The 18,989-nt window shown below is 62.0% G+C and carries 19 protein-coding genes; 7 read left to right on the forward strand and 12 right to left on the reverse strand.

Going from position 1 to position 18,989, the window contains the following annotated elements; genetic code table 11:
• Positions 1–174: 174 nt before the first annotated feature.
• From ugpC to BLJAPNOD_RS08000, 6 genes are all read right to left on the reverse strand, one after another.
• Positions 175–1,242: a sn-glycerol-3-phosphate ABC transporter ATP-binding protein UgpC gene (gene ugpC / locus BLJAPNOD_RS07975; protein WP_115419432.1), complete on the reverse strand. Its 1,068-nt coding sequence runs from the start codon at positions 1,240–1,242 to the stop codon at positions 175–177.
• A 10-nt stretch (positions 1,243–1,252) separates the two neighbouring features.
• Positions 1,253–2,086 carry a carbohydrate ABC transporter permease gene (locus BLJAPNOD_RS07980; protein WP_115419433.1) on the reverse strand — a complete coding sequence of 278 codons (834 nt, stop codon included), beginning with the start codon at positions 2,084–2,086 and terminating at the stop codon, positions 1,253–1,255.
• A gap of 4 nt (positions 2,087–2,090) precedes the next feature.
• Positions 2,091–3,026 (reverse strand): sugar ABC transporter permease, encoded by a 936-nt coding sequence (locus tag BLJAPNOD_RS07985; protein ID WP_077503212.1) that lies wholly within the window; start codon positions 3,024–3,026, stop codon positions 2,091–2,093.
• 103 nt (positions 3,027–3,129) lie between these two features.
• Positions 3,130–4,389 carry a sugar ABC transporter substrate-binding protein gene (locus BLJAPNOD_RS07990; protein WP_115419434.1) on the reverse strand — a complete coding sequence of 420 codons (1,260 nt, stop codon included), beginning with the start codon at positions 4,387–4,389 and terminating at the stop codon, positions 3,130–3,132.
• A gap of 67 nt (positions 4,390–4,456) precedes the next feature.
• Positions 4,457–5,629: a PLP-dependent transferase gene (locus tag BLJAPNOD_RS07995; protein ID WP_115419435.1), complete on the reverse strand. Its 1,173-nt coding sequence runs from the start codon at positions 5,627–5,629 to the stop codon at positions 4,457–4,459.
• Entirely contained in the window at positions 5,626–6,342 is a 717-nt protein-coding gene (locus tag BLJAPNOD_RS08000) for a FadR/GntR family transcriptional regulator (protein WP_115419436.1), read from the reverse strand. The genes BLJAPNOD_RS07995 and BLJAPNOD_RS08000 overlap by 4 nt, the downstream gene beginning before the upstream one ends.
• Positions 6,343–6,486: 144 nt before the next feature.
• Between BLJAPNOD_RS08000 and BLJAPNOD_RS08005 the strand changes: the two genes are divergently transcribed.
• A complete protein-coding gene (locus BLJAPNOD_RS08005) occupies positions 6,487–6,735 on the forward strand; it encodes a hypothetical protein (protein WP_115419437.1) in 249 nt (82 codons plus the stop codon).
• 77 nt (positions 6,736–6,812) lie between these two features.
• On the opposite strand, the gene BLJAPNOD_RS08010 is transcribed toward BLJAPNOD_RS08005, so the two are convergent.
• From BLJAPNOD_RS08010 to BLJAPNOD_RS08020, 3 genes are all read right to left on the reverse strand, one after another.
• The gene (locus tag BLJAPNOD_RS08010; protein ID WP_115419438.1) at positions 6,813–7,916 is read right to left on the reverse strand and encodes an aminopeptidase P family protein; all 1,104 of its coding nucleotides are present in this window, start codon (positions 7,914–7,916) and stop codon (positions 6,813–6,815) included.
• 174 nt (positions 7,917–8,090) lie between these two features.
• Positions 8,091–8,777: an XRE family transcriptional regulator gene (locus tag BLJAPNOD_RS08015; RefSeq protein WP_199565913.1), complete on the reverse strand. Its 687-nt coding sequence runs from the start codon at positions 8,775–8,777 to the stop codon at positions 8,091–8,093.
• 194 nt (positions 8,778–8,971) lie between these two features.
• A complete protein-coding gene (locus tag BLJAPNOD_RS08020; RefSeq protein ID WP_115419440.1) occupies positions 8,972–9,664 on the reverse strand; it encodes a GntR family transcriptional regulator in 693 nt (230 codons plus the stop codon).
• A 122-nt stretch (positions 9,665–9,786) separates the two neighbouring features.
• On the opposite strand from BLJAPNOD_RS08020, the gene BLJAPNOD_RS08025 reads away from it, so the two are divergent.
• From BLJAPNOD_RS08025 to BLJAPNOD_RS08035, 3 genes are all read left to right on the forward strand, one after another.
• On the forward strand, positions 9,787–11,154 hold the full coding sequence (locus BLJAPNOD_RS08025; RefSeq protein WP_115419441.1) for a glutamine synthetase family protein: 1,368 nt from the start codon (positions 9,787–9,789) through the stop codon (positions 11,152–11,154).
• A complete protein-coding gene (locus BLJAPNOD_RS08030; RefSeq protein ID WP_115419442.1) occupies positions 11,151–12,464 on the forward strand; it encodes an FAD-binding oxidoreductase in 1,314 nt (437 codons plus the stop codon). Before BLJAPNOD_RS08025 ends, BLJAPNOD_RS08030 begins: the two co-directional genes overlap by 4 nt.
• A gap of 227 nt (positions 12,465–12,691) precedes the next feature.
• The gene (locus BLJAPNOD_RS08035; RefSeq protein ID WP_256372310.1) at positions 12,692–13,111 is read left to right on the forward strand and encodes a response regulator; all 420 of its coding nucleotides are present in this window, start codon (positions 12,692–12,694) and stop codon (positions 13,109–13,111) included.
• An 83-nt stretch (positions 13,112–13,194) separates the two neighbouring features.
• Here BLJAPNOD_RS08035 and BLJAPNOD_RS08040 read toward each other — a convergent pair whose 3' ends face one another.
• Positions 13,195–15,033, reverse strand: coding sequence for a PAS domain-containing protein (locus BLJAPNOD_RS08040; RefSeq protein ID WP_158556105.1), 1,839 nt, complete (start codon positions 15,031–15,033; stop codon positions 13,195–13,197).
• Positions 15,034–15,506: 473 nt separating this feature from the next.
• Here BLJAPNOD_RS08040 and BLJAPNOD_RS08045 point away from each other — a divergent pair, with 473 nt between their 5' ends.
• Positions 15,507–16,421: a transglutaminase family protein gene (locus BLJAPNOD_RS08045; RefSeq protein WP_115419445.1), complete on the forward strand. Its 915-nt coding sequence runs from the start codon at positions 15,507–15,509 to the stop codon at positions 16,419–16,421.
• A 132-nt stretch (positions 16,422–16,553) separates the two neighbouring features.
• Positions 16,554–16,703 (forward strand): hypothetical protein, encoded by a 150-nt coding sequence (locus BLJAPNOD_RS35585; RefSeq protein WP_171986873.1) that lies wholly within the window; start codon positions 16,554–16,556, stop codon positions 16,701–16,703.
• A 16-nt stretch (positions 16,704–16,719) separates the two neighbouring features.
• Here BLJAPNOD_RS35585 and BLJAPNOD_RS08050 read toward each other — a convergent pair whose 3' ends face one another.
• Both BLJAPNOD_RS08050 and BLJAPNOD_RS08055 read right to left on the reverse strand, forming a co-directional pair.
• Positions 16,720–17,112: a nuclear transport factor 2 family protein gene (locus tag BLJAPNOD_RS08050; protein ID WP_077503225.1), complete on the reverse strand. Its 393-nt coding sequence runs from the start codon at positions 17,110–17,112 to the stop codon at positions 16,720–16,722.
• 28 nt (positions 17,113–17,140) lie between these two features.
• Entirely contained in the window at positions 17,141–17,758 is a 618-nt protein-coding gene (locus tag BLJAPNOD_RS08055) for a TetR/AcrR family transcriptional regulator (RefSeq protein WP_115419446.1), read from the reverse strand.
• Between the two features lie 117 nt (positions 17,759–17,875).
• On the opposite strand from BLJAPNOD_RS08055, the gene BLJAPNOD_RS08060 reads away from it, so the two are divergent.
• Positions 17,876–18,970 (forward strand): extracellular solute-binding protein, encoded by a 1,095-nt coding sequence (locus tag BLJAPNOD_RS08060; protein WP_115421188.1) that lies wholly within the window; start codon positions 17,876–17,878, stop codon positions 18,968–18,970.
• Positions 18,971–18,989: the final 19 nt, after the last annotated feature.

Below are 18,989 nucleotides of genomic sequence, written 5' to 3' on the forward strand. Positions count from 1 at the left end.
GCTATCGTCAATTCGTCGTCTTGGCGGTACTTGCTTCTCTCAATTGGGCGCCACGGGCGGTTGATACTTGCGACGGGATGACGGTACGCCTCGTCCGGAAGATGTCAATCTCCGGTCTTGGGCGATACCGTCGGGCTCCTGTCGGTGCGTGCAACTCCGCCTGCGACCCGGCAATCAGACGCGATTGCCGTCAGCGTTGAAGAAGTGCAGGCGTTCCGGGGGCAACCTTACCGGGATTTCCCCCGATGCCTTGAGGAAGGCGCGGTCGTTGGTGAAGGCCTTGAAGATCGCCTTGCCGAAAGACAGATGCAGGATGATGCCGAAGCCGGTCGGCTCGACAAGATCGACCGTCGCCTTCAATGCATCCGCTGCCGTTTTGCCAATCTCGACATGCTCGGGGCGGATGCCAAGCGTTGCGCTGGCGCCGTCCGTCAGTTCCGCATGCACTTGCGCCGGGATGGTCACGCCACCCTTTGTCTCGAAGCGAGGCGATTGGCCGTTTCGATAGGTGCCTTCGAAGAAGTTCATGCCAGGCGAGCCGATGAAGCCGGCGACGAAGAGGTTGGCCGGACGGTCATAGAGATCGAGCGGGCTGCCGACCTGCTGGACGAAGCCGCCATTCATGGCGACGATCCGGTCGGCCAGCGTCATCGCTTCGATCTGGTCGTGGGTGACGTAGATCGAGGTGGCGCCCAGATCCTTGTGCAGCTTCTTGATCTCGGCGCGCATCTGTTCGCGCAGCCTCGCGTCGAGGTTTGACAGCGGCTCGTCGAAGAGAAAGGCCTTGGGTTCGCGCACGATGGCGCGGCCCATGGCGACACGCTGGCGCTGGCCGCCGGAAAGGGCGCGCGGGCGTCGCTCCAGAAGCGGATCGAGCCCGAGCTTGGACGCCGCACCGGCGACGACGCTGGCGATCTTTTCCTTGGCGACCTTCCGGAGCCTTAGGCTGTAGCTCATGTTGTTGGCGACCGACATATGCGGATAGAGCGCATAGGACTGGAACACCATGGCGATGTCGCGGTCCTTCGGAGCCAGTTCGTTGACGCGTTTTCCGGCGATGCGGATTTCGCCTGACGTCACGCTTTCAAGGCCGGCGATCATACGCAGCAGGGTGGACTTGCCGCAGCCGGACGGGCCGACCAGCACGACGAATTCGCCGTCGCCGATCTTCAGGTCCACATCGTGCAGGACCGGGTGGATGCCGTAGGATTTACGGATGTTGGCGATATCGATGGAAGCCATGGTGGTATCCTCAGCCTTTGACCGCGCCGGCCGTCAGGCCCTGGACGAGATAGCGTTGAATGAGCAGGAAGAAGAGGCAGGCCGGGATCAGCGCCAGCACGCCGGCGGCCATCATCTGGCCGAAGTCGACCGAGAATTTCGACACGAAGGACAGCAGCCCGACCGGAAAGGTCGCCTGGTCGTTGCCGGAGATCAGCATCAGCGAAAACAGAAGCTCGCTCCAGGCAGCGGTGAAGACGAAGCCGAGGGTTGCGGCAATGCCCGGAAGCGTCAGCGGCAGGATGATCTGGCGGAAGGCCACGAACTGGGTTGCGCCGTCGATCATCGCCGCCTCTTCGAGATCCTTCGGAATACCGTCGAAGAAGGACTGCATGAGGAAGGTGGCAAACGGCACGTTGAAAGCGGTGTAGACGATGACGAGGCCGGTCAGGCTGTTGGTGAGGCCGAGCGGCGACAGGATCTTGAAGATCGGCGCGACCAGCATGACGAGCGGGAACATCTGCGTCAGCAGCATCAGCGCCACCAGCCAGTACTTGCCGCGGAAGTTGAAGCGCGACAGCGCGTATCCCGAGAGCGAGGCAAGTATGGTGACGATGATCGCCGTCGACCCCGAGACGATCAGACTGTTCTTGAAGAACACCGGGAAGGCGCTGTGGCGCAGCACGAAATCGAAATGATCGAGGGTCGCACGCGAGGGCCAGAGACGGATGCCTTCTGAGTAGAGCAGGTCGTTCGGCGTGACTGCGACCTTCAGCAGCCAGTAGAGCGGGAAGAGCGCGAAGGCGATATAGGCGAGGATCGCCAGTCGATGTGCGGCTACGAGAAGGATGGGTTTGGCGCGCATGGTCTCAATCCTTGCTCAGCAGCCATTGGCGCAGGATGACAATCAGCATGGAGTAGGCGAGCAGCAGTGCCAGAAGCACCAGCGCGATCGCCGAAGCGTAGCCGAAGTCGAGCCGCTTGAAGGCCTGGGTGAAGATGTAGCTGGCGACGATCTGGGTGCGATCGGCCGGACCGCCATTGGTCATGACGATGATCAGGTCGGCGAAATTCGAGATCCAGACGGTGCGCAGCAGAATGGTGATCGCGATCGTCGGCGCCAGGAAGGGCAGGGTGATCGACAGGAACCGCTGCACCGGGCCGGCGCCGTCGATGCTGGCGGCTTCATAGAGATCACGCGGGATCGCCTGGAGGGCGGCAAGCAGGGTGATGGCGAAAAACGGGATGCCCCACCAGACATTGGCGATGATGGGCCCCCACATCGCCAGCTGCGGGTCGGAGAGGATGTTGGACGGCTCGCTCATGATGCCGAGCGCGTAGAACCAGTGCGGCAGGGGTCCAACGACAGGATTGAACAGCCATGACCAGTTGAGGCCGGCAAGGAAGCTCGGCACCGCCCAGGGCAGGAAGACGAGCGCCTGCGCCAGACCGCGGCCGTAGAACGGCTTGTCGAGTAGCAGCGCAAGGATGAGACCCAGCAGGAACTGCAGAAAGACCGAGGCTCCGGTCCACCAGAGCGTGTTGCGCAGCGCCCGATAGAAGGCCTGGTCCTGCGAGAGCGCCCGGAAGTGATCGAGGCCGATGAAGGCGCCGGAGAACGGGTTGAGCAGCTGGATATCGCGGAAGGCGTAGGAGACGCCGAGCGCCAGCGGTACCAGCATGACGGTGACGATCAGGATCAGCGCCGGCGCGCTGTAGAGATAGGGTGCGGCGCCATCGGCGATGCGCTTCATCAGCGGCGGCCTGCGTGCGTGCAGGCCGTCTTGGCGGGCGACATAGGCCATCGATCGAAATTTCCCCTGTGCGGCCGCCGGTTCTTTTGACGTGCCTTGTTTTCACGACGTTGGGTGACCGGCGGCGGGGGAGGTCCGCCGCCGGTCGAAGGGCTCACTTCTTGGCGAGGTGCTTCTGTTGCGCCTTGGTGAGGTAATCCGCCCACTGGTTGGCGAGCTCCTCCGGCGTGATGTCGCCGAGCAGGGCTTCCTGCGTCGTCTTGATCGCCAGCGAATCCTTGAAGAAGGCGAATTCCTCAAGGTAGGTCGGCATGACGGTCAGCACCACATCCTTGTCGGCAAGCTCGTCGAACCAGCCCTTGAACTGCGGGCTCGCATAGAAGGGATCCTTCTCGGCGGCCTTGTGCACCGGCAGCGCACCGGTGCGCTTGTTCCACTCGATGTTGCCTTCAGGGCCTTCGAGTGTCTCGATCAGCTTCCAGGAGAGGTCCTTGTTCTGACTTGCCGACAGCATCGACCAACCGGCAAAGCCGATGGTGGTAAACGCCTTGCCGCTCGGGCCCTTCGGCATAGTGGTGACGCCGAAATCTTCCGACTTCATCCGCTCGGCAATGGCGATCAGCGCATCCGGATCCTGGTCGAGGAAGGCGCAGGTGCCGCTATAGAAACCGGCGACGATTTCGTTGAAGCCCCAGTTGACGCTGTCCTTCGGCGCCAGCCCCTTCTTGTAGAGGTCGATCACCCAGGCGAGACCGTTGACCCAGCCTTCGCTGTTCATGGTCGAGGTGCCGTCCTCATTGAAGAATTTGTTGCTGCCGGCCATGGTCGCGCCGAACATCACCCAGCCGTTGAGGCCACCAGGACCGCCGCGCAGGCAGTAGCCGGATTTGCCCGGCAGCTTGGAGACGGCTTCCGATGCCTTGACGAAATCGTCCATGGTCTTCGGCGGTTCGCTGACGCCGGCTTCCGACAAGAGCTTCTTGTTGTAGAACATGGCGCGCAGATAGAAGCCGTAGGGCAGCATATAGGCGGTGTTCTTGATGTCGCGGCCGAGCTCGAGCGTGCGCTCGGTCAGGCCCGGCGTGTGCTCCCACTTTTCGAGATAGGGCTCGAGGCTTTCAAGCATGCCGTTGTTGGCATAGAGCGAAAGCCAGGTGTCGGGCATTTCCATCACGTCGGGCAGCTCGCCGGCCGACACCATGGTCGCGAACTTCTGGAAGGCTTCGCCCCAAGGCAGCGAGATGATCTCGACCGTGGTGCCGGGATTTGCGGCTTCAAACTTGGCGACGATCGACTTCAGCGTTTCGGTGCGCTCGGGGCTGGTGATGACCTCGACGAGCTTCAGCTTGGTATCGGCCAGTGCACTTCCTGCCATCAGGGTGGCAAGCAGAGTGGCGGTAATCAGTTTCCTCATTTTTGTTCCCTTTGTTTTTTGATGGTTGATCCACATGCAATGAGCGGGATGCGGCATCCCGCTCCTGTCAGCCTGACGAAGCGGCAGACATCGCCGCTTCAAGATCGCTCCAGAGGGCCTCCGTTCCCTCCAGGCCGACATGGAGTCGTACGGACCGCGGTGAGATGCCGAAGGCGGCCGCGGAATTGGGCTGGGCTTTCTGTGACAGCACGACTTCGCCCGGCACGATCAGGCTTTCGTGTCCGCCCCAGGAAACGCCGAGCTTGAACAGGTCGAGGTGGTCGGCGAAGCGTCTGACATCGACGCCGTCACGGAAGATGAAAGAGAAGAGACCCGATGTGCCGGACAGGCCCGGCGGCAAGGTGTTGCCAAGGCCGGGATGGCAGACGGTCTCGACCAGCGGATGGGCCTGCAGGCGCTGCGCTACCGTCAGCGCCGAACGCTCGTGCGCCTTCATGCGGATCGGCAGGGTGCGAAGACCGCGGATCAGGAGCCAGGCATCGAAGGGCGAGAGCTTGCCGCCGAGATAGGGGTAGGCTTCCGAACGGATGCGGCCAATCAGGTCCTTCGAGCCGGCCACGACGCCTGCGACCACGTCGCTGTGCCCGCCGAGATATTTCGAGGCCGAATGGATGACCAGATCGACGCCGAGCGAAATCGGCTGCTGGAAGATCGGGCTCGCCCAGCTGTTGTCGATGGCGGTGATGATGCCCTGGTCCTTGGCAAGGCGGGCGAGAGAGGCGACGTCATGGGTGTCCATCACCCAGCTCGTCGGGCTTTCCATGTAGAACAGTTTGGCACCGGGCAGGGCTTTCGCAACCGCTTCCTCGTCGCGGCCGTCGACATAGGTCACTTCGATCTTCATGCGCTTCAGGTGCGTGCCGAAGAGGCGGAAGGCGTCGGGATAGACATGGTTGACGGCGACGATGCGGTCGCCGGGCTCGACGAAGGACAACACGGTCGACGAGATCGCCGACATGCCGCTGGCAAAGCCGATCGCGTCTTCTGCCCCTTCCAGTTTCGCCAGCATCTCCTCGAACATCCGCACCGTCGGGTTGAGGCCGCGGGTGTAGATCGGCCGCACGCGCTCGCCCTTGTAGGACGCGACCATGTCGTCATAGTCCTTGAAGGTGAAAAGCGAGGTCTGAACGATCGGCGGAACCACCGCGTCGTAGGCATTGCCTTCGTCATGCGCGACGATCAGCGAGGCGTGGTCGAACGGATCGAGGCCGTTGTTCATTGGGACATTTCCTTGATGTCTTCCTCGACGATCGCGAGGATTTTCAGCGTTTCTTCGCGTGCGGTGTCAGGATCCTTTGCCGCGATCGCGTTGAAGAGGGTGCGGTGGAACGGGAAAGAGCGGCGGGCGAAATCCGTGCGATCAAAAGGATGATCCCAGAAGCGCTCGAAGGCCTCGCGCATCTGTTCGAGCAACTGCCGGAACAAGGGATTGTGGGTGGCGTCATAGATCGCCAGGTGGAAGGCGAGGTCTTCCGGACCTGACGTGCCCTTGGCGATGTGCACTCGCTCCATCTCGTTGAGCTTTACTTCGATAATCTCGAGGTCTTTTTCGGTGCGTCGGCGTGCCGCGACCATATTGGCCTCGACCTCGATGCCGCGGCGGACCTCAAGCGTCATCAACAGCACGTCGCGAAGATGCCCGGCGTCGAGCGTCAGCGGCATATGGAGGGTTGAGGCGGATATGGCGCGCAGCAGATAGGTGCCGCTGCCCTTGCGCGCTTCGACGACCCCAAGCGCCTGGAAATGGCGGATGACTTCGCGCACGGTCGAGCGCCCGACGGCAAGCGCCGTCATCAGTTCGCGTTCCGCCGGCAGGCGGTCGCCGGGTTTCAGGCCGGACTGCTGGACGTAATCGGCGAGCGCGGCAATGACCTGCTGCGCCCGGTCGGCGGGCGGCAATGGCAGAAGTGCGGCTCTGGCTTGTTCAGTCATTCAGCCTCCCCCTCGGCGCCAAATTGGTCTGACATCTGATCAATATGTCGAAGGTGTCGGAGGCCGTCAAGCAGGAACTTATTAAGCTCGACGTCAGTTGACCTCGCCGCCGGCAGGCGTAGACAAGGGGCAAGGAGATTGAAGATGGTGAAGTCGAGATATGTGCTTTTCGCCGCGGCAATCATCAGCGCGGCAATGGTCGCCGGCGATGCGCAGGCACAAATGCGGACCAGGAAGGGGGAATATTACGAGGGCATCCAGCGCAAGCCCTACGGCCACACCTTCTGGATCTGGCCGCCGGCCGAACAGCGGGAGCCGGTCTATGAGCCGCGTCGCGGCAAGGATGCTGACGGCGGTCAATCGCAAAAGGGGCGCAAACCGCCGACCCGATAGGTGCTCAGTCCTTCCTTCCGCCAAGGCAAGCTGGAGCGGGTAGAAAAGTGGCGCCCGAAGGCGCCACCAATGTCGTATCAGACTTGTGCGACGTGAACGTCACGCGGCAGCGACGACAGCACTTCCGGCCCATCGGCGCGCAGGATGACGATATCCTCGAGCCGAATACCGAAGCGGCCGGGCAGGTAGATGCCGGGCTCGATCGAAAACACCATGCCTTCCTCCAGAACCGTTTCCGACGTGGCGGTGATGTAAGGCGGTTCGTGGCCGTCGATGCCCATGCCGTGGCCGGTGCGGTGGACGAAATACTCCCCGTAGCCGGCGTCGGCGATCACCTTGCGGGCCGCATCGTCCACCTCCTTGGCGAGAACGCCGGGACGAGCCGCCTTCAGCGCCGCCTGCACGGCACGCTCGACGATCGTGTGGATCTGGCCGTAGCCTTCCGGCGCACGACCGACGATTGCCATGCGGGTGATGTCGCTCGGGAAGCCCTGCTTGCGGCCGCCGATGTCGATGACGACGGCATCGCCTTCGGCAATCACCCGCTCGCTGGCGGAATGGTGCGGGAAGGCACCATTGCCGCCTGCACCCACAATCCAGAAGGCCGGTGCCGCACCTTCGGAGGCAAAATGCGATCGGATTTCCGCGGCCAGTTCCTTCTCGGTCATACCTGGGCGGATTTTCGAGAAGGCCGCCTGCATGGCGCGGTCGGCGATGCCGGCATTCATCTTCAGGAGGTCGTATTCGATTCTGTCCTTGCGCATGCGCAGGGCGCCAAGCGTTTCCGGCGTGAAGTCGCGGGCGGTGTCCGTGGGCAGGTTGTCGAGGAGCAGCAGCGCGAAATCGGCGCGCATGGTCTCGTCCAGCACAACGCGGCCAGGTGCAGCAGCGCCGACGTCGGCGAGGGCTGCGGTCAGGGCGTCTGCCGGGCCGACATCATCGGCCCAGTTGTGGAAGGCAATGTCGGTGTGCTCGCGCGTGCCTTCGGCATTGAGCGCCGGCATCAGGAAGGCTTCCTTCTCAGGGCCGATCAGCAGCAGGCAGGGGCGTTCGTCGGGGTGCGGGTGATAGCCGATCAGCCAATCCATGTGCGATCCGGGGGCAAGTACCACCAGCCCGCTGCCGGTTTCGTTCATCTTGGCGCGCAGGGCGGCGAAGCGTGCTTTCGTCAGTTCAGTCATGGCGTTTCCAGTTCTGGTTCTGGCAGGGTTGGGTCAGGTGAGGGGCCGCGCGCCGGTCTCGTGTTCGGGCGTCGATCGACGCGCGGCGGTCGCCGGGCTAAGGCGCCCGGACGAAAGGCTAGGGAACTGAGGAGCGCAGTCGCCGAAGCGCTTGCGCGGCCGGATCGGGCGGGACTATCCGGTGCCCTTGTCCGGGCTTGCGGCGGCACTGCGCCGATCGTCGGCGCGCGTTACCGCAAAGGCGCCTTCCGGCGTTTCAGTTGCTTGTGTGTCGCCGAAGACGTCCATCGTGCAGGTGTGCAAGATCAATGTCGCCTCACTGGTATGGTTCCAGGTGAGGTGGGTCAGCCCTGAGAGGAAATGCGCGGAATCGCCCGTTTCCAGTATCGTCTCCTCGCCATCGATCTCGATTGTCAGGGCGCCCTGAAGGATGAAGAATATCTCCTCGCCCTCATGGGTCATCGCCTCGCTGCGGTGACCGGGCGGCGTGTGCACCACGGTACTGCGCAGGACGCTGCCCGGAAAGGAAGCGGACAGGCGCTCGTAGGCTATGTTGTTGTCGGGCGATCCGGCGAGTGCATAGGCGCGGCGCTGGTCATGACGGGTAAAGGGCGTTGCGACTTTGGGGGAATTGAGGAACGTGCCGACCTCGACCTTCAGCACGCGGCAGACCGCAACGAGCGAGGTCAGCGACGGTACCGTGATACCGCGCTCGATTTGCGAGATGAAGCCAACGGAAAAATCCGCCTGATCCGCGACGTCCTTGAGCGTCAGCTTCAAAGCCTTGCGCCGCTCGCGCAGGCGATCGCCGAGCGGCGGAAGCTCCGATACGGGATTGCCTGGCCGAGACTGCGAATCCACTGCGAAATCCCCTCTCATCCCACGTCCTCTTTTCGGGGAGGATCTCCTGCGCGGGCGCGCCATCCATGCCCGGAAATCGCTAGGGATTTCAGGGTGATGTGCTTGTATTTTCTGGACTTTGGGGCGGCGTTCGCGCCTTGTCAACGAAAATTTTAGCTACACTAAAATTTCACCGATCCAAGCCTTCTTTGCCGTCAGGCTGCAAGCTTCAAGAGGCGTGCGATGGCCTGCTGGTCGAAGCCGCCGATGCCTTCGCGAATGTCGGCTGCGATGGCGGCGGCAACGGTGTCCTCGTCGCGGCGGCGCAGGGCGTCGATCGCCTCGCGATGGCGGTCGACGACATAAAGTTCGCTCACATGCTCCATGGCAATGCCGAGGATCGGGCCGAGTTGCAACCAGACGCTTTCGATCAGTGGCATGACGATCTGGTCGGGATTGGCAGTATAGATCGTCCGGTGGAAAGCCTGGTTGGCGATCAGCGCGGCGGCTTGGTCGCCGCGGCGGATTTCGTCCTCGATGCTGTCGTCGATCGCCGAGATTCGTTCGATCTGGCGTTCGGTGAGATGGGCGACGGCGCGGCGGGCGGCATGGCTTTCGAGAGCGATGCGCAGCGATATCAGTTCCTCGAAACGGGCTGGCGTGATGCGCGGCACGACGATGCGTCGGTTTTCGAGGACCTGCAGCGCGCCGATGGAGGTCAGCTGCCGCAGCGCCTCGCGCACCGGCGTCGGGCTGCTTTCCAGCGCTTCGGCAAGTCCCCGGATCGTCACCGAGGTGCCGGGGCGGAAGCTGCCGACCATGATCGCCTGGCGAAGTCTGGCAAAGGCATAGTCATGGGTGGTCATGCCTTCCGGTCGGTCGAGAAGAGGCAGCGATGGGGTCTTCAAATCAGCGGGCTCCTTTGCCGCACGGGGAAGGGTCGCGGGCTGATAGCATCGGTCGAGGTTGACTCCAACTTCTGAATTATGTCAACTTTGCGAAAATGTGATCACAAAAAGAGATTTGCGATATGTCCCTCGACGCGGAAGACCCGAGCGCCTTCAAGGCCTGGCTGGAGCAGAACGGCCCTATCGAAAGCATCCAGGCGGTGGTCTGCGACCTGAATGGCATCATGCGCGGCAAGCGGGTGCCGGTGGAGCAGGCTTCCAAGGTGCTTGGCGGCGGCATCCGCATGCCCCTGTCGATCGTCGGTGTCGACGTATGGGGCGAGGACATCATCAACAGCGAGCAGGTGTTTGCGAGCGGTGACCGGGATGGCATCTGCGCCGTCACCGGGCGCGGCGCGCTGCCGGTCAACTGGACCTCGCGGCCGAGCGCGCTGGTGCCGCTGTGGCTGCTGCTCGAAGACGGCAAGCCGTTTCTGGCCGATCCGCGCCAGGCGCTGGCGGCGATCGTACGCGAATATGAAGAGCTGGGCCTGCGTCCTGTCGTCGCGACCGAAATGGAATTTTATCTGATCGACCCGGAGCCCGACAGCGCAGTACCGCCGATCTCGCCCTATACCGGCAAGCGGCTCGATTCCGACGCGATCCTGTCGATCGACGAGCTCGACGATTTCGGCGAGTTCTTCTCCGACGTCTACAAGGAGTGCGCCCGCCAGAACGTGCCGGCGGATGCAGCGATCGCCGAAAACGGAATCGGCCAGTTCGAGATCAACCTACTGCACACCGACGACCCCCTAAAGGCGGCCGACGACGCGATCTTCTTCAAGCGCATCGTCAAGGGCGTCGCCCGCAAGCACGGACTGGCGGCGACCTTCATGGCCAAACCCTACGGCACCCGCTCGGGCAACGGCATGCACATCCATTTCAGTCTGCTCGACGCTGATGGCAACAACGTCTTCAACGATGGCAGCGACGAAGGGTCGGCGGTCCTGAAGAACGCGGTCGCTGGGTTGCTGCGCGGCATGCCGGAAACGACACTGCTGTTTGCGCCGCATTTCAATTCCTACCGCCGTCTGCGGCCGGACACACATGCGCCGACGGCTGTTTGCTGGGGCTATGAGAACCGGACTTCAGCGATCCGCATTCCCGGCGGCAATCCGGCAGCGCGCCGCATCGAGCATCGTGTCGCCGGTGCCGATGCCAATCCCTATCTCGTCATCGCCGCCATCCTGGGTGCTGCACTCGTCGGCATCCGCAACAAATGGAAACCCTCGGCGCCGGTGACGGGCCGGGCCTATGCGGCGGAGAAACTGCCGAAAATTCCCTCTGATTGGGGGCAGGCGGTCGATGCCTTCGAGGCAGGGCCGATTGCTGCCGAGATCTTCGATCCGACACTTCGCTCGATGCTGATCGCCTGCAAGAGGCAGGAGATCGCCGGTTTTGCCGAGCAGGTCACGGACTATGAATTCAGCGCCTACCTGGAAATCGTATGATGACGAGAAACCAAAAATCCTATGCCGGTGACGGCAGCTATCCCACGAGCTATTACGCCGCCTCCCGCAACATCACCCGCACGCCGGTTTCGCTCAAAGGTCGCGTCGAGACAGATATCTGCGTCGTTGGCGCCGGCTATTCCGGCCTGTCGACGGCCATCCACCTGGCGGAGAAAGGCTACAAGGTCGTTGTCGTCGAGGGCGCGCAGGTCGGCTGGGGCGCGTCAGGGCGCAACGGCGGCCAGGTCGTCAACGGCCTCAATGCCAGCCTTGCCACCATCCAGCGCCGCTACGGCGAAGATGCGGCCCGCTTCGTCGGCGGGCTGGTCCAGGAGGGCGGCAAGATCATCCGCCGGCTCGTCAGCCAGTATCAGATCGACTGCGACCTGAAGCCGGGCAATATCTATGCGGCCTATACGCCCGCGCACATGAAGGAACTGGAAGCCAAGCAGGCGCTCTGGCGCAAATACGGCATGGACGACCACCAACTTCTCGACCGCGACGCGCTCAGCAAGCTGGTGACGTCCGACGCCTATTGCGGCGGCATGCTGGATACGACGGGCGGGCACATGCATCCGCTCAATCTGGTGCTTGGCGAAGCGCGGGCGCTCGAAAGCCTTGGTGGCACGATCTACGAGCAGTCGCCGGTCACGCGTGTCGATCATGAGGCGGCCAAGCCCACGGTCTATACCGCCGATGGCGAAGTGTCGGCGCGAACAGTCGTTCTCTGCGGCAACGCCTATCTCGGTGATGCCGTGCCGAAGCTCGTGTCGCGCGTCATGCCGGTCTCAACCCAGATGATCACCACGGCGCCGCTCGGCGAGGAACTTGCCCATTCGCTGATCCCGAGCGACATGTGCGTCGAGGACGTGCGCTACATCCTCGATTATTTCAGACTTTCCGCCGACAAGCGCATGATCTTCGGCGGCGGCACCGTCTATGGCGGTACCGACCCGGCCGATGTCGTGGCCAAGCTCAAGCCCAATCTGGAGAAGGTCTTCCCGAGGCTTAAAGGCGTGAAGATCGATTATGCCTGGAGCGGCAATTTCGCGCTGTCTTTTACCCGCGTGCCGCAGATGGGCCGCATCGGGACCAACACCTATTTCGCCCACGGTTATAGCGGCCACGGCGTGACCGGATCCCATCTTTTCGGGCGCACGCTCGCCGAGGCGATCGACGGCGACGCGACACGCTTCGACATGTTCGAGAAACTGCCCTGGTATCCGTTCCCGGGCGGACGAATGTTCCGCGCGCAGTATTCGACGATCGGCTCCTGGTGGTATTCGTTAAAGGACGCCGTCGGCTGGTAAAGTGGCGCTTTCAGATTTTCTTCATTTGGCCGGAACAAAATGGCGGCAGGCGTCGTTTCCTGTCGCCCGAATACGCACGTGTGTCACTCGGGCTTCCCTTCTTGTGCAGAACGGAACGTCGCGATTGAAAACAGGGGGAACCCTGCTGGACAATGGTGCGTTGTACCGTTGAAGTTTAACAGGCATAAGCCGGAAACCTTGGGAGACGGTTCCGCCAATGCCGCGAAGTGAAGCGTTGGAAAGTTGACATGGCTTGCAGAGTACTGATTGTCGAAGACGAATTTCTCGTTGCGACCGAAATCGAATACGTGGTCTCGGAACTCGGGCATCGTCCGGTGGGCATCGCTGCCGATCAGGCAACCGCGATCAGCCTTGCTCCGATGGCGGAAGTCGCACTTGTCGATCTCAACCTCAGGGATGGGCCGACCGGCAAGGACATCGGGCGGATGCTTGCCGCCGAACACGGCATCACCGTCCTCTACATGACAGCCAATCCGGCGCAACTCGGGGACGGCGTGCCCGGAACCGTCGGCGTCATCAGCAAGCCCGTTGCCGATCATGAGATGAAGCAGGCCGTCAGTTATGCCGTCGCGCGCCGCCGCACGCTTGACGCCGAGCCGCCAGCGCGTTTGACGCTTTTCGCCTGAGCGCGCCGCGGTCATGAGCGGCCCCACGACAAGGGCAGTCAAAGGCAGCGCCTTCGCACTGCCTTTCTCACGGCGTTTCAGTCCTACTGTCCCGAAAGACGGTTCGTTCGCGTTACCGCTGCGCGCGGCATGGTCACCGTTACGTGCACGCCATCCGGCTCCCAGCGCCTGACGAGCTTGCCGCCGAGCTGACCCTCGACACTGATTCTCATCAGCCGCGATCCAAAGCCTTCCTGATCGGGTTCGCCGATAGCGCCCGTTCCGCCATGCTCGCGCCATTCCAGGATATAGTCGGTTTCATGCTGCCGGCCGCTGATTGCGAGCTTACCCGCATCGCCAGAAAGCGCGCCATACTTTGCCGCGTTCGTCGCCAGCTCGTGCAGCAGAAGTGCTAGCGGCGTGGCGGCGCTGTCGCCAAGCTGGATGTCCTCGCCGCTGACGCTGATGCGTTCTTCAGCGTTGCCGTAGGGAACCAGCAGTTCCTCGACCAGCCCGAAGATCGACTGTTCTACAGGCACAGGCCGCGATGCCTGGCTGTGCGGGCGCACGAAATCATGCGCCCGGCCCATCGCCTCGATGCGCTTGCGCAACTCAAGCGCAAAGGGCTGGGCATCCGGGTTCGAGCGCGCGGAAAGGCTGATGATGCTGCTGAGCACGGAAAAGATGTTCTTGATGCGGTGGCTGAGTTCGTGGGCGACCACCTCCCGCTCGGCGGCGGCCATCTTGGTGTCGTGAATATCGGTGCAGGTGCCGTACCAGCGGGTTATCCGGCCGCGATTGTCACGGATCGCAAGGGCCCGCCCGAGTACCCAGCGGTAGACGCCGCTGTGATGGCGCAGCCGATACTCGATCTGGTAGGGGGCGCCGGTTTCCAGAGAATGGCGCCAGCTCGCCCAGGCGCGCTCCCGGTCTTCCTCATGGAACATGCCGTTCCAGCCTTCGCCGTCGGTCGAATTTTCCGGCACGCCGGTAAACTCGTACCAACGGGCGTTGTAGTAATCGTGATAGCCGTCGGGTTGGGTCGACCAGACCATTTGCGGCATGGCGTTTGCGAGCGTCCGAAAGGCTGCCTCGGATCGGGCATGCGCCTCGGTCGCTTCCTTATGCTCGGTAATATCGACGGCAATGCCGGGGAAGCGGACGCAAATGCCACGCTCGTCAAGCGCCGGCCGGCCTTCGGCAAGCACCCAGCGCACGCCGCCTTCCGGCTGGATGATCCGGTATTCCGACGTGAAGCTTTCGCCGGTTTTGATGGCCCGCGTCATCGCCGCTTCAAGGCCCTCGACGTCGTCCGGATGGATGGAGGCGAGATAGGCCGATATGGGCGCGCCGTCACGGGCGATGTCCCGCGACACATGGAACAGATCGGAGAAACTTTCGTCGGCGTAGACCCGGTCTTCCTCGACACGCCAGTCCCAGATGCCGACGACGCCGGAAGCGCTGAGCGCCAGTGACAGGCGCTCCTGATTGTCGCGAAGGGCTTTTTCCGCTTTCACCCGCTTCGTCGTTTCCGCGAGAATGGCGAGCACCGCGATCGTGCTGCCATCGTCATCGACAACAGGGCTGTAGTCCAGATCGAGCCAGACATCTTCGGCAGCACCGTTGCGATAGAGCGTCAGCGGCGCATCCTCGAAGGAAGCGGTTTCACCGGCAAAGACATCGGCGATGATCTGCCGGTTGAATGCCGCGACCTCCGGCCATGTCGTCAACACCGATTGACCGAAGCAGTCGGGGTGGCGCTTGCCGGCGATCTCGATATAGGCGTCGTTGTAGATCATCACGCCGTCTCGACCGGCAAGGACCGCCATTGCGACCGGCGACGAGAACATCATTCTCAGGGTCATCGTCAGTGCCGCGGGCCAGTTGTCGGCCGCTCCGAGCGCCGTTGCGGACCAGTCGAACGTTTGGAAGAGAGCGTACATTTTGCTGGTCGCAAATTTTCCGGGCGGTCTCGTATCTGCCTTCGGGAACAAAGGGGCGGTCATCAACGGTTCCAAACATTTGATTTGTCGGCATTTCTGCCGCTTTCGCGCCAATATAGGCGAGTTTCGCCAGATGTCATGTGCCGGTTTAGACTTTCCTGCCGGCAGCAATTGTCGAGCCCGGCCTGCCGGACTTCGGCTGGGTGGCACAGGTGAATGCGGTTGTCGCCTGGGGCGTTCGGGCCTAGAATTGTCATCGGAATGGGCAGGCTCGACCCGGGCTTGTGTCGGCGGAGGAAAGGGGTTGGCCGGGCTCCCCGTCAGCCTGGGCCATCGATATTTCGAACTTTGTCGAGCCTGCGACCCGTCTTGTTTCAGCGTTTTCTTGTGTGCGTATGCAGCACGGATTTGTCCCGATCCTGAGGGAACAAAGGGGGGCGCGAAACATTCCTGCCGAACGAGGGAGGTTGGAGATGTTTGTACGCTTTGGCTATGAGATCGGCATCCGTTGCCCCCAGCCGACGCCGATGATGACTTACCTTTCCGTCGTTGCCGAAAGGCGATCCGATATCAGGCGCGAGCGCGGGCCTGTGACCTCGCCGATCGTCAAGATGGAGGAGGTTGTCGACCCGCACAAGAACGCCTGCCTGCGCATGATCGCTCCGGAAGGCGATTTCATGCTCACCTATGATGCCGTCATCGAGGACGATGGTCGGCCAGACCCTTCCGATCCGCTGGCGCAGGCCGTTCCCGTCGAAAAGCTCCCGCCGAACACGCTGCCCTATCTCGCCGCCAGCCGCTATTGCGAGACCGATCGGCTGGGCGCGCTTGCCTGGAGGCTTTTCGGGGATGCGGCGCCAGGCTGGTCGCGCGTGCAGGCAATCTGCGATTATGTGCATGAGCGCCTGGTCTTCAGCTACGGCTACGCCCAGGCGATGCGCAGCGCGCTCGAAGCGCATGAGGATCGGCTCGGCGTCAGCCGTGACTTTGCGCATCTTGCCATCGCGCTCTGCCGTTGCATGAACATGCCGGCGCGTTACGTCAACGGTTATATGGCCGACCTCGAAACCGAGGCCAGGATGGCGCCGATGGATTTCAATGCCTGGTTCGAGGTCTTTCTCGGTGACCGCTGGTATACGTTCGACGCCAAGAACAACGTGCGCCGGGCAGGGCGCATCGCCGTTGCCCGTGGCCGCGATGCCGCCGACATTCCGCTGATCCAGACCTTCGGCAAACACGAATTGACGGCCTTTACGGTGTGGACCTGTGTTGAGGCCGACGGCGGACTTACGCGCTCCCATCGCGAAGCCAATGTGTCGTTACTGACGCCATGGTTCAGCGAAAGTTGGTCCAGACATGTGCAGGAGCGCGACCGCGATCGGCACTGAAGCGGACGTCGGCGGACAATTTTTCACTTTCGGGGTGGAACGGAGAAAATAATATCTATAAACTCAATCGAGAATATCGGAGAACATGACTATTGATGGTCCTGTTTCCGACCTGAACGACGGAGAGACGCGATGAACGCTGCGAAGCCGACGATCCAGTCCCGATACGCGTTTTACGCGGCGGCTCCACAGCGCCGCTCGCCGATCACACTTTTCCCGCACGCAATCGCCTTCGTGGCTGCGTTCTGTTTCATCTCCGCCGTGGTCATCGGCGCTCTCTAGTCAAACGTCTGCACCGCTAGCTGGCGCGCGACAGATGCTCGTGCACCGCCAACCAGGCTCCGGTTCCGTCCCGTTCAAACACGATCGTTTCTCTTTCCTGCGACGTCATCGCCTCGCCGCCGATTTCAAGTTCGGTCTGAACGCCGTGCGTGAAGACGGCAACGTTGCCCATCACTTGCACATGCCGGTCGCTGGATTGGCAGTCCCGGACACGGAAGCTGTCGCGGGTCTCCCACAACGCCCATTCGGCCTCATACTCCGCGCGGCTGCGCAAGGGCCTGTCGAGATTGTGGAAGATGAACGTCGCGTTCGGCGCGAAGGCTGAGAAATAGGCGTCCGCATCATGGCGGGCAAAGGCCTCGACGAGCCGATCGGCGGCGGCAAGCACCGACTGTTCCAAGTCTTGCATCAATACTCTCTTCATTGTCTGGGTTGGATCAGGGCGCCGCGATCAACGTTGCGAGCGGCCGGTTCTGTCTGCTGACGCGGGCCTTGAGCTCATCGAGCGGCATGGCTTCGTGCTTGGCGAACTCGATGAACATCAGATTGAGATTGTTGAACAGCATCTCGCCGACCGCGCGAACGTCTGTGCCGGGAGCGACGAGGCCTTTGACCTGCAGCTTGTGAATGAGCGTCGAGACCTGATCGCAAAGCCTCCTGTCGAGTTCGGTGTAGCGCTTGCTGAAAGGGCTCTCCGGCTGCTGGATCGAGATCGCCATTGCCGTGCGCCACATCTCCTTGCTGAGATAGACGAGCGAATGATCATAGTATTGCCCGATCAGGGCTTCTAGCGCGCCTTCGACGGAGGAGGGCGGATTGTCGACGATGGTGCGTCCGGCGGCGAGCACTTCCTCGACTTCCATGGAGACGGTCGCGACCAGGATGTCACCCTTGTTCTCGTAATAATTGTAGAAGGTGCCGACCGACACTTCGGCCCGCTCGGCGATATCCTCGATGCGGGCGCTGTCGTAGCCGACCTCGCGAAACAACAAGGCAGCGGCGTCCAGGATACGTCTGTTCCGGTCGGCTTTCTGCCGTGCGCGCAGCCCTGTCATGTGCATTTTCCTGAATTATGAATGTCCTCAAAATTGAGATTGACTTAAAAAATGAATTCATTCAATCTTTTTTTGAAGACGCCGAAACGAGCGTCAAAACAAGAGGGCAACAGCATTATGCAGTCACTTCGTGACGGCGCGCACCTGCGCCGGTTTTTCTCCTCGGTCGCCGGAAGCGCGATCGTTGCCGCCTCGTTCGTCTCGGTTCCGGCGCCGGCCTTTGCCACCGAAGAACTCAATGCTCTTGTGTGGTGCGACCACACGGATCCGGCCCTAGTCGAACCGTTTGAGAAAGCCAACGACGTCAAGGTCAACCTCAAGGTCTATGAGGGCACCGGGGCGGCGCTTTCGATCCTCGATCAATCCCGCCCGGGCGACTGGGACGTGCTCGTCATCGATGGTGTCGACGTCCACCGTGCCATCGATCTCGACCTGCTCGCCGAAATGCCGGCCGACGCGCTGCCGACGGCCGATATCTTCCCCGAAGTCAGGATGGAAGCCAACAACACCAAGGACGGCAAGACCTACGCCGTCACGGAAAAATTCGGCTACAACACCGTCTCCTACGACAAGTCCAAGGTCGATCCGAAGGACATGCAGGATCTGTCGGTTGTCTTCTCCGACAAGTACAAGGGGCGCATCGCGCTCTATGATTACTACCTTCCGATGATCGGCCTTGCCGGGCTTGGCCTTGGCAAGAAGACCGCTGAGCTTTCCGAGGCCGACATGCCGGCTCTCAAGGAGAAGCTGGCGGAAATGCGCGCGATGTCGAAGCAGGTCAGCGACGTTGTGTCTTCGCAGACGGCATTGGCAACCGGCGAAGTCGATATTCTGGTTGGCGGTGGCGAATGGATCACCGCCGTGCTTTCGGCCGACAAGCCGAACCTCGACTGGACGATCCCGGAGCAGGGCGCGGTGCGCTGGGCGCAGTCGATCGGTGTTATGAAGGATTCGACCAAGCAGGATCTGGCGCTGAAATTCGTGCAGTATATCGTCAGCCCCGAGGGTCAGGCGCGGCTTGCCACATCTTCCTGCTACTGGGCGATGCCGGCAAACAGCAAGGCGGGCGAGCATCTGACCGACCCGCAGAAGGCGGCGCTGCGCTTCAACGAGCAGGCCGAATACCTGAAGAAGACGCAGCTCTACCCGATCCCGTCGACCGAGCTCGATCAGCAGTTCCAGGATGCCTGGACTGAAATGCTGCAGCAGTAACAACCGGTGCATGGCGAAC

The sequence above is a fragment of the Ensifer sp. M14 genome (genome assembly GCF_003355565.1).
GTDB lineage: Bacteria > Pseudomonadota > Alphaproteobacteria > Rhizobiales > Rhizobiaceae > Ensifer.